The 13047-nt window shown below is 59.9% G+C and carries 11 protein-coding genes; 7 read left to right on the top strand and 4 right to left on the bottom strand.

Annotated features, from left to right (window positions below; translation table 11 throughout):
* Nucleotides 1-103 precede the first annotated feature (103 nt).
* The 5 genes from EKL02_RS18440 to EKL02_RS02550 all read left to right on the top strand — a co-directional run bounded on the left by EKL02_RS18440 (nt 104) and on the right by EKL02_RS02550 (nt 2968).
* Nucleotides 104-532 carry a hypothetical protein gene (locus EKL02_RS18440; RefSeq protein WP_128900579.1) on the top strand — a complete coding sequence of 143 codons (429 nt, stop codon included), beginning with the start codon at nt 104-106 and terminating at the stop codon, nt 530-532.
* A gap of 33 nt (nt 533-565) precedes the next feature.
* On the top strand, nt 566-1213 hold the full coding sequence (locus EKL02_RS02565; RefSeq protein ID WP_241687895.1) for a C39 family peptidase: 648 nt from the start codon (nt 566-568) through the stop codon (nt 1211-1213).
* A 59-nt stretch (nt 1214-1272) separates the two neighbouring features.
* The gene (locus tag EKL02_RS02560) at nt 1273-1797 is read left to right on the top strand and encodes a hypothetical protein (RefSeq protein WP_128900577.1); all 525 of its coding nucleotides are present in this window, start codon (nt 1273-1275) and stop codon (nt 1795-1797) included.
* 85 nt (nt 1798-1882) lie between these two features.
* The gene (locus tag EKL02_RS02555; protein WP_128903347.1) at nt 1883-2653 is read left to right on the top strand and encodes a class II glutamine amidotransferase; all 771 of its coding nucleotides are present in this window, start codon (nt 1883-1885) and stop codon (nt 2651-2653) included.
* A gap of 36 nt (nt 2654-2689) precedes the next feature.
* Nucleotides 2690-2968, top strand: coding sequence for a DUF4404 family protein (locus tag EKL02_RS02550; protein WP_128900576.1), 279 nt, complete (start codon nt 2690-2692; stop codon nt 2966-2968).
* On the opposite strand, the gene metH is transcribed toward EKL02_RS02550, so the two are convergent.
* The 3 genes from metH to rocD form a co-directional block, all read right to left on the bottom strand.
* The gene (gene metH / locus EKL02_RS02545) at nt 2969-6739 is read right to left on the bottom strand and encodes a methionine synthase (protein WP_128900575.1); all 3771 of its coding nucleotides are present in this window, start codon (nt 6737-6739) and stop codon (nt 2969-2971) included. It abuts the gene before it with no gap.
* A gap of 353 nt (nt 6740-7092) precedes the next feature.
* Nucleotides 7093-7932 carry an arginine deiminase-related protein gene (locus EKL02_RS02540; protein WP_128900574.1) on the bottom strand — a complete coding sequence of 280 codons (840 nt, stop codon included), beginning with the start codon at nt 7930-7932 and terminating at the stop codon, nt 7093-7095.
* A gap of 25 nt (nt 7933-7957) precedes the next feature.
* Nucleotides 7958-9193: an ornithine--oxo-acid transaminase gene (rocD, locus tag EKL02_RS02535; RefSeq protein WP_128900573.1), complete on the bottom strand. Its 1236-nt coding sequence runs from the start codon at nt 9191-9193 to the stop codon at nt 7958-7960.
* Nucleotides 9194-9347: 154 nt separating this feature from the next.
* Here rocD and EKL02_RS02530 point away from each other — a divergent pair, with 154 nt between their 5' ends.
* Nucleotides 9348-9824 (top strand): Lrp/AsnC family transcriptional regulator, encoded by a 477-nt coding sequence (locus tag EKL02_RS02530; protein ID WP_128900572.1) that lies wholly within the window; start codon nt 9348-9350, stop codon nt 9822-9824.
* Nucleotides 9825-9951: 127 nt separating this feature from the next.
* Nucleotides 9952-11103, top strand: coding sequence for a GGDEF domain-containing protein (locus EKL02_RS02525; protein ID WP_128900571.1), 1152 nt, complete (start codon nt 9952-9954; stop codon nt 11101-11103).
* Nucleotides 11104-11189: 86 nt separating this feature from the next.
* Here the strand turns inward: EKL02_RS02525 and EKL02_RS02520 are convergent, their stop codons facing one another.
* Nucleotides 11190-13046 (bottom strand): phosphoenolpyruvate carboxykinase (GTP), encoded by a 1857-nt coding sequence (locus tag EKL02_RS02520; RefSeq protein ID WP_128900570.1) that lies wholly within the window; start codon nt 13044-13046, stop codon nt 11190-11192.
* Nucleotide 13047 lies beyond the last annotated feature (1 nt).

Below are 13047 nucleotides of genomic sequence, written 5' to 3'. Positions count from 1 at the left end.
GATCCGGACGGCCTTTCACTGCGGCGATGGCATGCCATCGCCGCTCAGAAGAGTTCCTCCCAGCCCGCGCGTGTACGGGCTGGAACCATGCAAGGAGAAGCAAATGCCGTCCGTGAAACATGAAACCTGGGCACTTTTGAGCCTGGGACTGTTATTTCCTGTATTTGCATATGCAGCTGATAACCCTCCCTTGCCAGTGGCAAGCGCATATACCACCGCTGTCAGCCTGGGTGAATTCACCGCAGAACCTGCGCTGGAACCACAGGCGATGCCGTCGGCCACGCTGACGGGCATGGGCCCCAGTATCGCCGCGGATACCCTGGAGCAGTATCGCGGCGGCACTGCCATCACCAGCGAGGCCGTCTCCCATGGCCTACTACAGGATGCGACGGCCACGAACGTTGCGACCGGCAATAACTCCATTGCCGGCGGCGCCTTCGCCAACACCTTTGGCCTGCCGATCGTGATCCAGAATTCAGGCGCGAATGTCCTGATCCAGAATTCGACGATCGTCAACGTGCAATTTCGCTAAACCATGCGCAGTCTCGTCCTCTTCCTCGTTGGCATGCTGGCCGGCAGCCTGGCCCATGCCTCCGGCTTGCATTTTTCCGGTATCGGTGGCGGCTACTCGGTTCCCGTGACCAGCATGAAGGACAGTCGTTTTTACGCCACCCTGCGCCAGCAATACGATTTCAGCTGCGGCTCTGCGGCGGTGGCCACCCTGCTGACCCACCAGTATGACGTTCCTGTCACCGAGGAAATGGTGTTCCAGGCGATGTATGAGCAAGGCGACCAGGAGAAGATCCGGCGTGAAGGATTTTCCCTGCTCGACATCAAGCGCTACCTTGCCAGCCACGGATTTGCCGCGGACGGATTTGTGCAACCGCTGGACAAGCTGGCGGAAGCGGGCCTGCCGGCGATCGTGCTCGTCAACGACAAGGGCTACCATCATTTTGTCGTCGTCAAAGGCTTGCGTGACGGCCGCGTACTGATCGGCGATCCGGCAACTGGCACACGCGCCATGGACCGTGCCAGTTTCGAAGCCAGTTGGGTCAACAGGGTGCTGTTCGTTATTCACAGCCACAAAGATCAGGCGCGTTTCAACCTGGCGCACGATTGGCGTGCCGCCCCGCGAGCGCCGCTGGTCGCCGGCGTGCAGCGCGACGGACTCGGTAGCGTAACGCTGCCAAAATTAGGCAGTACCGATTTTTAAAGCCCTTTTCCGTGCATGCAATGCCCATGCGCATGGAATCCACAGCCAGGGAGTTGCGCATGCAGACATTGAAAGGAAAATGGCTCGCGTTGAGCCTGCTGTCAGGCTGCGCAGCCAGCCTTGCCGGCCCCGCCTATACGATTGGCGGGAGCGGTGCAGCAAACCCTGCGGCAGCGCCTGCATTTCAGGACTGGATCGCAGTCGACAGCGCCGTGCTGGAGCGCATGCGCGGCGGCTTCGACATTGCGCCCGGCTTGAAGGTTTCCTTCGGCATCGAACGCCTGGTCAACCTGAATGGCGTGCTGCAGACAGCAACCCGCATCGAAGTGCCAGTTGCCGGCTCACCCGCCAATCTGCCTGGAGGCACGGCGGGACTCGTGCAAAATGGCCTCGGCAACACGTTCGCGCCCGCGGCGCTATCGCAAGGCGCAGTGGGCACCTTTATCCAGAACAGCATCAGCAACCAGACCATCCAGAGCCTGACCATCATCAACGCCACCACCAACAGCCTGGAAATGCTGAAAGGCGCGAATCTGCAATCCACCCTGTTCGACGCCCTCACCCAGTCCACCGGGACACGCTAGCAAACCCCAAACCCGTCGCGCAGCATGTGCCAAACCGCTGCATTCGTGCTAGTGTATGAAATCATTTCATACACGCACCAAAGTCATGTGCCAGCTTCTGGGGATGAACTGCAACGTCCCGACCGATATCGTTTTCAGCTTCACCGGTTTTGCCACCCGCGGCGGCCGCACTGATGAGCACAAGGATGGCTGGGGCATTGCCTTTTTCGAAGGTGCCGGCGTGCGCCACTTTGTCGATTATGAATCGGCAATCGTTTCGCCCGTTGCGGAGCTAATCAAGCGGTATCCGATCAAGTCGACCAATGTCATAGCCCATATCCGCAAGGCCACACAGGGCCATATTGCCCTGGAAAACTGCCATCCCTTCGTGCGCGAACTATGGGGCCGCTACTGGGTTTTTGCCCATAACGGCGACCTGAAGGCATTTGCGCCGGCACTCGACGGGGCGTTCCGCCCGGTGGGCAACACCGACAGCGAATGGGCCTTTTGCTATTTACTGCAGCAATTGCGGCGCCGCTTCGGCGATGCGCCGCCATCGCTGCCGGCACTGGCTGCGGCTTTGCGTGAATTGACAACGGAAATCGCCGGATACGGTACCTTCAACATGATGCTCTCGGATGGCAGTGCGCTATTTACGCACTGTTCCACCAAGCTGTATTACATTGTGCGCCAGTACCCGTTTTCCGAAGCGCGCCTGTCGGACGAAGATATGCGCGTCGATTTTTCCCAGGTGACAACGCCCAACGACCGGGTGGCCATCATCGTGACCGAACCGCTGACCGCCAACGAAAACTGGACAGCGTTCCAGCCTGGCGAAATGCAGGTATTTGTCGACGGCCAGCCGATTGCGCTATAAAGTCATTTCGACCGGCCACCACTGCAAGGAGATGCCATGAGCAATGAACAACTGAAATCGACCCTGAAGGAATTGCATCGCCATCTCGAATCGGCTGGCGGCAGCGTCGACGGCGAACTCAAGAACCTGCTGCAGGTGCTCGACAGCGACATTCATCAGCTGCTGCAAAAGGAGTCGCCGGCGGAAGAGACGGAAGAAGAAGGCGTGCTGGCGAGCCGCGCCCAGGAACTGGCCGCCCGCTTTGCGGCGCAACACCCGCAACTGGAAGGGGCATTGCGCCAGCTGGGCATGACCCTGGAGCGCATGGGAATCTGATTACAGGTTCGGCGCCAGCCAGCGCTCCAGTTCTTCCTTTGCGACCCCGCGCCGTGCTGCCATATCGTCCAGCTGGTCTGCGCCAATCTTGCCGACGCTGAAGTATTTCGATTCGGGGTGCGCAAAATAAAAACCTGACACCGAAGCGCCCGGGAACATGGCATAGGACTCGGTCAGGCGCATGCCGATTTCATCGCACTGCAGGGTCTGGAACACATCCGCCTTGACGGTATGCTCCGGGCAGGCAGGATAGCCTGGCGCCGGCCGGATGCCGCGGTAGGTTTCCTTGATCAGCGCATCGTTGGACAGCGCCTCGTCGGCAGCATAACCCCAGAAATCCTTGCGCACGCGCTCGTGCAGGTGTTCGGCGAACGCTTCGGCCAGGCGGTCTGCCAGCGACTTCAACATGATTGACGAGTAATCGTCATGCGCATCCTCGAAACGCTTTTCATGCTTCTCGATGCCGATGCCAGCAGTCACCGCGAACATGCCGATGTAATCGGCCACGCCCGAGGATTTCGGCGCGATGAAGTCTGACAGGCACTGGTTGGGGCGCGCTACGCCATCGATCACCGGCTTTTCGGTTTGCTGGCGCACGCCGTAGTAGGTAAACGCAACCTCGCTGCGGGTTTCGTCCGTATACACTTCGATATCGTCGTCATTGACGCTATTGGCCGGCAAGAGGGCGATGACGCCATTGGCGGTCAGCCAGCGGCCTTCGATCAGTTTTTTCAGCAGCGCCTGGCCTTCGGCAAATACCTTGCTGGCCTCTTCGCCTACCACCTCATCCTTGAGGATGGCCGGGTAGGGACCGGCCAGGTCCCAGGTCTGGAAGAACGGGCCCCAGTCGATGTAACGCGCCAGGGTCGCCAGATCGTAATTATTGAATACGCGGCGTCCAATGAACTTCGGCTTGACCGGCGCCTTGGCGCCAGTAAATTCGAGCTTGGCCTTGTTGGCGCGCGCCTGCGCCAGTGTCAACAGCGGCACGGTTTTCTTGCTGGCGTGCTGCTGGCGGATGCGCTCGTAATCGACGGCCAGATCGGCTACATACTGGTCGCGCTGGTCCGCCGTCAGCAGTGACTGCGCCACCGGCACCGAGCGCGAGGCGTCCGGCACGTAGACCACCGGACCTTCGTAATTCGGCGCGATCTTCACCGCGGTATGCGCGCGGCTGGTGGTAGCGCCGCCGATCAGCAGCGGCATCTTGCGTTCGCGGAAATACGGGTCGCGCTGCATCTCTTTCGCGACATACGCCATTTCTTCCAGCGAGGGTGTGATCAGGCCGGACAAGCCGATGATGTCGGCGTTTTCTTCCTTGGCCTTGGCGAAAATTTCCGCGCACGGCACCATCACGCCCATGTTCACCACTTCAAAGTTATTGCATTGCAAGACGACCGAGACGATATTCTTGCCGATGTCGTGCACGTCGCCCTTGACGGTCGCCATGACGATCTTGCCGCGCGGCTTGCTGGCAACGCCGGTTCGTTCCTGCTCGCGCTGTTTTTCTTCCTCGATGAAGGGGATCAGGTGCGCCACCGCCTGCTTCATCACGCGTGCGGATTTCACGACCTGCGGCAGGAACATCTTGCCCTGGCCGAACAGGTCGCCGACGATATTCATGCCGCTCATGAGCGGCCCTTCGATCACCTGGATCGGCCGGCCGCCCTCGGCAGCAATCTTGGCGCGCACCTCTTCGGTATCCTCGACGATCCATTGCGTAATGCCGTGCACCAGCGCATGCGACAGGCGCTTTTCCACCGGATCGCTGCGCCATTCCAGGGTGGCTTCTTCCTTCTTGCCGCCGGCTTTCAGGGTGGCGGCGAATTCGATCATGCGCTCGGTGGCGTCGTCACGGCGGTTCAAGACGACATCCTCGACGCGCTCGCGCAATTCCGCATCGAGATCGTCATACACGCCCACCATGCCGGCATTGACGATCCCCATGGTCATGCCCGCCTTGATGGCGTGGTACAGGAACACGGTGTGGATCGCTTCGCGCGCAGGGTCGTTGCCGCGGAAGGAAAAGCTCACGTTGGACACGCCACCGGAGATCTTCGCGTGCGGCAGGTTTTCATGGATCCAGCGCGTGGCATTGATGAAATCGACTGCGTAGTTATTGTGTTCCTCGATGCCGGTGGCAATCGCGAAGATGTTCGGGTCGAAGATGATGTCTTCCGGCGGGAAACCGACTTCTTCGGTCAGCAGCTTGTAGGCGCGGGCGCAAATCTCGGTCTTGCGCGCGAAGGTGTCGGCCTGGCCCTTTTCATCGAAGGCCATGACGATGACGGCCGCGCCGTAGCGCCGGCACAGCCTGGCCTGGCGCAGGAATTCTTCCTCGCCTTCCTTCATCGAGATGGAGTTCACCACCGCCTTGCCCTGTACGCATTTGAGGCCGGCCTCGATCACCGACCATTTCGACGAGTCGATCATGATCGGCACGCGGGCAATATCGGGCTCGCCGGCGATCAAGTTCAAAAAGCGCGTCATGGCGGCGACCGAGTCGAGCATCGCCTCGTCCATGTTGATGTCGATGACCTGCGCGCCATTCTCGACCTGCTGGCGCGCCACCGACAGCGCCTCGTCGTACTGCTCGTTCAAAATCATGCGCGCAAACGCTTTCGAGCCGGTGACGTTGGTGCGCTCGCCGACGTTGACGAACAGCGAATCGTCGTCGATGAAGAAAGGCTCGAGACCGGAGAGCTTCATGCGGTGGTCGGACGCGGGCACCTGGCGCGGCGCGATCTTCGCCACGACATCGGCGATCGCCTTGATATGCGCCGGCGTGGTGCCGCAGCAGCCGCCGGCGATATTCACAAAGCCGCTCTCGGCGAATTCCTGCAGCAGCGACGACGTCACGTCCGGCGTTTCATCGAAGCCGGTATCGGCCATCGGGTTGGGCAGGCCGGCATTGGGGTAAATGCAGACGAAGGTATCGGCGATTTTCGACAGCTCTTCGGCATAGGGGCGCATGAGGGTGGCGCCCAGCGCGCAGTTCAGGCCGATGGTCAGGGGCTTGGCGTGGCGCACGGAATGCCAGAAAGCCGGCACGGTCTGCCCCGAGAGGATGCGCCCCGAGGCATCGGTCACGGTGCCGGAAATCATGATCGGCAGCTTCTTGCCAGTCTCTTCGAAATAGGCATCGATGGCGAACAGCGCTGCCTTGCAGTTGAGCGTGTCAAAGATCGTCTCGACCAGCAGCACATCGACGCCGCCTTCGACCAGCGCGCGCGTCTGTTCCAGGTAGGCGGCAACCAGCTGGTCGAAGGTCACATTGCGTGCGGCCGGGTCGTTGACGTCTGGCGAAATGGAAGCGGTCTTCGGCGTCGGGCCCAGTGCGCCGGCGACAAAGCGCGGCTTGTCCGGCGTGGAATACTTGTCGCAGGCCGCGCGCGCCAGCTTTGCCGCCTGCAAGTTCATCTCGAACACCAGGTGCGCCATGTGGTAATCGTCTTGCGCGATGCTGGTGGCGCCGAAGGTGTTGGTCTCGATCAGGTCGGCGCCGGCCGCGAGATATTGTTCGTGGATTTCCTGGATGATGTGCGGCTGCGTCAGCAGCAGCAATTCATTGTTCCCTTTCAGGAAAACTTCCTTGCCGGCCCCGGGACCGCCCGCCGCAGCAAAATCCTTGAAACGCTCGCCGCGATATTCCGCCTCGCCCAGCTTGTATTGCTGGATCATGGTGCCCATCGCGCCATCAAGGATCAGGATGCGGCGGGTCAGCAGATCGCGCAACAGCGCTTCGGTATCGGGGATGGCGTGGCGGTTCATAGGATTTTAAAAAATAAAATAAAAAAAACCCGGCCTGCAATGCGGGGCCGGGTTCATGCCTGGGCCGCTTTAGCAGTATTTGTAATGGGACTTTACCCCGGCGCCCGCAAGCTGGGTTTGACTGGCTTAATCAAATCGGCGCTTTGAAAATTATACGCCTTATCAAGGCCTTGCGTAAGGCAGGACCATGCTTTGGCGCAATGACAAGGCAATAGGCAAAAAAAAGCCCGCAAATTGTGCGGGCTGGAATCCATATCAAAGGAGGAGACATGGAGGAGACAATTGCAGTCTATGTGATTACTAATAACATAGCCAATTTCATTTCCCCATATCTGTTATTCACATTATATATATCACGCCCGTGAAAATATCGCCTGCTTCCGGTATTCATTCAGCTTCAGGGTCAGGCATTTGGCCGAGCCGCCTGCCTTCATGAACTCGCCCAGCGGCGTCTGGTGCACGACAAAACCGTGTGATGCCAGGCGCTGCGCCAGCACACTGGAGGCACGGTTAAGGAATACATGGCGGCCGCTATTGACGGCATTGCAGGCAAACGCCAGGGCATCGGCATCGTCCACCTCGATGCGCCGGGCCGCCGGCACCCTGGCGCGAATACGATCCCGCGAATCGGCGTCGAAGGCGCCTGGATAATACATCAGATAGCCGCCTTCCAGCGGGCACAGGCACGTATCCAGGTGATAGAAGCGCGGATCGACCAGGCGCAATGCCTCGACTTCAATATCCAGCAGGTCGGACAACGCGGGGGCGCATTCCGCGCTGGAACGGTGGCCGTGGCCGAGCCAGAGCAGCTGCTGGCCGCGGTCGAGCAAGGCATCGCCGGCCCCTTCGAATGCCAGCGGCAGCGCCAGCCGCTGAACATTGAATCCTTGCCCGCGGAACCAGGCTTCGAAATAGGCTTCTTCCGGCTGGCGTTCGATATGGCGAAAACGCGACAGGATAAAGGTATTGCCCAGCACCAGTCCGGCATTGGCGGTGAATACCATGTCCGGCACGCCGGGCTCGCCGGCAATGCGATCAACCTCGGCGACGGCGCCAATGGCGTCGGCCAACGCCTGCCACTGGCGCCGAGCCAGGTCATTGCTGCAAGCAGCAACGTTCCCCTGCATCCATGGGTTGATCACGTAGTCCACGCAAAAATGCTCTGGCGTGCACATCAGGTAACGGTCGCTCATGTAGCTGCCTCTCTTGTACGAATGTTCAAACGGTCATGTGGCCGGCGCGGGAAACTTGCGTCGGGGCCGCCGCCTCCAGGGTGGCGCCGATGGTGGCGAGCGCCAGGTCGATTTCCTCGGGACCGATGACCAGGGGCGGGGCGAAACGCACCACGGTGTCGTGGGTTTCCTTGGAGAGTATCCCTGCGAGCATGAGGCGTTCGCAGAAGAAGCGCGCCGGCAACATGGCGGCGTCCAGCTCCAGCCCGATCAGCAAGCCGCGGCCACGCACGTCGCGAATCGCCGGATGCCGCAAAGCGCGCAATCCCGTCATCAGCCGCTCGCCCATCGCACGGGCCCGCTCGACCAGTCGCTCATCGCGCAACAGGCGCAAGGCGGCCGTGCCGACGGCCGCTGCCAGCGGGTTGCCGCCAAAGGTGCTGCCATGGTCGCCCGGGTTAAAGACATTCATGACGTCGTGCCGCGCGAGGAAAGCCGACACCGGCAGCAAGCCGCCGCCCAGCGCCTTGCCCAGCACCAGGCCATCGGGCTTGATGCCGTCATGTTCGCACGCCAGCAAGCGCCCGGTGCGCCCGAGCCCGGTCTGCACCTCGTCGCAGATCAGCAAGACATCGTGGCGCGAACATATCTCGCGGCACGCTGCCAGGTAGCCTGCCGGCGGCACCACGATGCCGCCCTCGCCCTGGATCGGCTCCACCAGGAACGCCGCGGTATGCGCCGTGATCGCCGCTTCCAGCGCGGCGGTGTCGCCAAACGGCACCGGCACGAAACCCGGCGCAAACGGCCCGAAGCCGTCGCGGTATTGCGGTTCGGACGAAAAGCCGACAAGGGTGGTGGTACGTCCGGAAAAATTACCCTTGCAAACGATGATCTGGGCCTGCCCTTCGGGGATGCCCTTGACCTTGTAGCCCCACTTGCGCGCCGCCTTCAGCGCGGTTTCCACGGCTTCGGCGCCGGTGTTCATCGGCAGCGCCTTGGCCATGCCGGTGCTTTCGCACAGCAATTCGAGGAACGGTCCCAGCCGGTCGCTGTAGAAGGCGCGCGAAGGCACGGCCAGCAATTGCGCCTGTTCCGTCAATGCCGCCACCAGGACCGGATGGCTATGGCCAAAGCTGACGGCAGAATACGCCGACATCATGTCGAGGTACCGCTTGCCCTCGACATCCCATAGCCAGACGCCCTCGCCCTTATGCAAGACCACCGGCAGGGGATGATAGTTGCGCGCGCAGTATTGCCTTTCCAGTTTGATCAGCTTGTCCATGATGGCCTCCTTGCCCGCGTCAGTGGTGCCGCCTGCGGCCGGCGACCCTTTCATCATAGGCCTGTGCCGTGGAAATAATTTTGCGTAATCGGCGTCAAATACCTGGATTTATGAAAGAATCGTTCGTCATGTCCGCAATCCGTGTGAGGATGCTATGGAAAAGCTTGACCGGTACGACAGGATCCTTTTGCAGGTGCTGCAAAAAAACGCGCGCGCGTCGAATGTGGAACTGTCGGAGGCAGCCAGCCTGTCGCCGCCCCAGTGCTACCGGCGCGTGCGGCGCCTGGAAGCGGAAGGCGTCATCCGCGGCTATGCCGCCCGGGTCGATCCGGCAGCGCTGGGACTGGGCGTAATCGCTTTCGTCAACCTGAACCTGCACCGCGACCAGTTCAAGGAAGTGCGCAAAGTGGAACAGGCGATCCGTCAATTCCCCGAAATCATCGAGTGCTACACGATTTCAGGCGACTTCGACTATCTGCTGAAAGTGGTGGCGGCTGACCTGAAGTCGCTATCGAATTTCCTGACAGACCGCCTCATGCAAGTGCCCGGCGTGGCGGGCGTACGCTCCACGGTCTGCCTGGAAGAAATCAAGCCACCAGCCAGTCTGCCATTGGCACAGCAAGATCATTGACGCCAGCGCTTCAGGAATGCGCCAAACGTTACCATGGGTAACTTTTCCATACTTAACCGATAGTTTTTTTGCACCAAAATTGTGCTACCCTCATGCAACATTATTATTGCAAGGGATACGCTGATTCATGCAATTCCTGTCTGCTTTATTTCGCTTTCCCAAGGACGATCCGGCCCAGGCGACACGTGCTCGCCATACCCTGATGTCGTCGATTTCTTCCCTGACGATCATCAGCTTCACCGTATATTGCAGCCACGTTGGCCTGTTCCGCGTTCCCCTGCCGGGCTTGTTCGGTTTTGTGGCGCTTGCCCTTGCGATTCATGCCCTGTTTTATGCGGCAATTTGCGCAGGCTGGAACCGCCGCCTCGCGGATCCCAGCATGACCCTGGTACAGATTATCAACAGCATCCTCTGGATGATGTTCGTGCTCTATTTTATTGAGCAGGTGCGCGGTACGGTACTGATGCTGTTCATGATTATTTTCGTCTTTGGCATCTTTCGCTTGCGCCTTGCGCAGTTCATCGGCGCCGCTGTATTTGCGCTGGGGGCATACGCCATCGTCATTGCCTTGCTTTTCTTTAATCGGCCACAATCGATCAACGCAAGGATCGAAGTGCTGCAATGGGTATTGCTGGCAATGGTGCTACCCTGGTTTGCCTTGATTGGCGCCTACATCAGCAATATCCGAAACGCCTTGCGCCAAAAAAACAAGGAATTGGAAAAGGCCCTCGAAACCATTGAGCGGCTGGCGTCGCACGACGAGTTGACCGGCATCCCCAACCGTCGCTGCTTCCTGGATGCATTGCGCCGTGAGCAGGCATGTGCCGACCGTGATCATCGGCCATTTTGCCTTGCGCTTTTTGACCTGGATTTTTTCAAAGCGATCAATGATCGCCACGGTCACTTGGCCGGCGACCATGTTTTACGCGCATTTGCCGAATGCGTACAAAAAAAGGTACGGCAAACCGATTATTTTGGCCGCTACGGCGGTGAAGAATTTGCGTTATTGATCGTTGACGCGGACATGGATTTGGCAAGCAACATGCTCGAACGCATCCGGGCAGACATCGAGGACCATGCCTTTTCCCACATCGATAGAAAAGTCACGGCATCGATTGGTGTCGCACAATATGCGCCCGGCGAGACGATCAATAGCCTGATTAACCGCGCTGACCAGGCGCTGTACGGCGCCAAGAATGACGGCCGCAATTGCGTGAAACAGGCAGTACTGGAAGTACAGGCAACAAATATAATCAGTGCGATCGAGGCAGTCTCTTAAGCTGCAATTACCCGCAACCAGGGAAAAACAAAAAGCGCGAACCGGCTTGCCCGGCTCGCGCTTTTTTTATGGCTATTGCGCTGCGATCAAGCTGCCAGACGCTTTTCCAATTGTGCCTTGACTGCTTCCAGCTCGGCCGGCAAATGGTACTTCAGCTTCTCGAACAGTTCAGCATGCAACTCCAGTTCGGCTTCCCACGCCGCCTTGTCGATCGACGTGATGGTATCGAACTGGGCTTGCGTGAATTCAAGGCCATCCCACTTCAGGTCGCCGTACTGCGGCGTGGTGCCGAAGATGTTTTCGACGCCATTGGCCTTGCCCTCGATACGGTCGAGCATCCACTTCAGCACGCGCATGTTGTCGCCGAAACCAGGCCAGACGAACTTGCCGTTCTCGTCGGTGCGGAACCAGTTGACGCAGTAGATGCTCGGCAGCTTGGCGCCGGTAGCTTCGATCTTCTTGCCCATGTCCAGCCAATGCTGGAAATAATCGCTCATGTTGTAGCCCATGAACGGCAGCATGGCGAACGGGTCGCGGCGCACCACGCCCTGCTGGCCGGCAGCTGCAGCGGTGGTTTCCGACCCCATGGTGGCAGCCATGTACACGCCTTCGGTCCAGTTGCGCGCTTCGGTCACCAGTGGCACGGTGGTCGAACGGCGGCCGCCGAAGATAAAGGCCGAGATCGGTACGCCGGCCGGATCATCCCAGGCCGGATCGATCACCGGGTTCTGGGTGGCGGCAACGGTAAAGCGGGCGTTCGGATGCGCCGCCTTGCGGCCGGTTTCCTTGCCGATTTGCGGTGTCCAGTCCTTGCCCTGCCAGTCGATCGCATGGGCCGGGGCTTCCTTGGTCATGCCTTCCCACCAGACGTCGCCATCGTCGGTCAGCGCGACGTTGGTGAAGATGGTGTTGCCGGTCAGCGAAGCCATGCAATTGGAATTGGTCGCGGTGTTGGTGCCGGGGGCGACGCCGAAATAGCCGGCTTCCGGGTTGATCGCGTACAGGCGGCCATCCTTGCCCGGCTTGATCCAGGCGATGTCGTCGCCGATGGTGGTGACTTTCCAGCCCTCGAAGGCTTTTGGCGGGATCAGCATGGCGAAGTTGGTCTTGCCGCAGGCCGACGGAAACGCGGCGGCGACATAGTGCTTCTTGCCTTCTGGCGACTCGACGCCGAGGATCAGCATGTGTTCGGCCAGCCAGCCCTGGTCGCGGCCCATGGTCGAGGCAATGCGCAGCGCGAAGCACTTCTTGCCCAGCAAGGCATTGCCGCCGTAGCCGGAACCGTAGGACCAGATTTCGCGGGTTTCCGGGAAATGCACGATGTACTTGGTGGCGTTGCAAGGCCATGCCACATCCTTCTGGCCGGCAGCGAGCGGTGCGCCAACTGTATGGATGCAGGGAACGAAATCGCCATCGGTGCCCAGCACGTCATACACCGCCTTGCCCATGCGGGTCATGATGCGCATGTTGACAGCCACATAGGGCGAGTCCGACAGCTCGATGCCGATGTGGGCGATGGGCGAACCCAGCGGACCCATCGAGAATGGCACCACGTACAGGGTGCGGCCCTGCATGCAGCCGTCGAACAGGCCATTCAGGGTGGTGCGCATTTCGGCGGGCGCCATCCAGTTGTTGGTCGGACCGGCATCTTCCTGCTTTGCGGAGCAGATGAAGGTACGGTCTTCGACACGTGCCACGTCCGAAGGGTCGGAGCAAGCCAGGTAGCTGTCAGGACGCTTTTCCTGGTTCAGCTTTTTCAGGGTGCCGGCAGCGACCATTTCAGCGCACAGGCGGTCATACTCTTCCTGCGAACCGTCGCACCAGTAGATGCGCTCCGGCTTGGTCAGCGCCGCAACTTCAGCGACCCAGTTGATGAGTTTTTGTTGTTTTACAAATGCTGGAGCGTTTACCGCGGTAATGCCGCCCATACGTGGTTGATTCATG

The organism is Janthinobacterium sp. 17J80-10 (assembly GCF_004114795.1).
Classification (GTDB): domain Bacteria; phylum Pseudomonadota; class Gammaproteobacteria; order Burkholderiales; family Burkholderiaceae_D; genus Paucimonas.
Note: the sequence above shows the minus strand (reverse complement) of the source record. Positions and strands in the feature narration are given on the sequence as shown.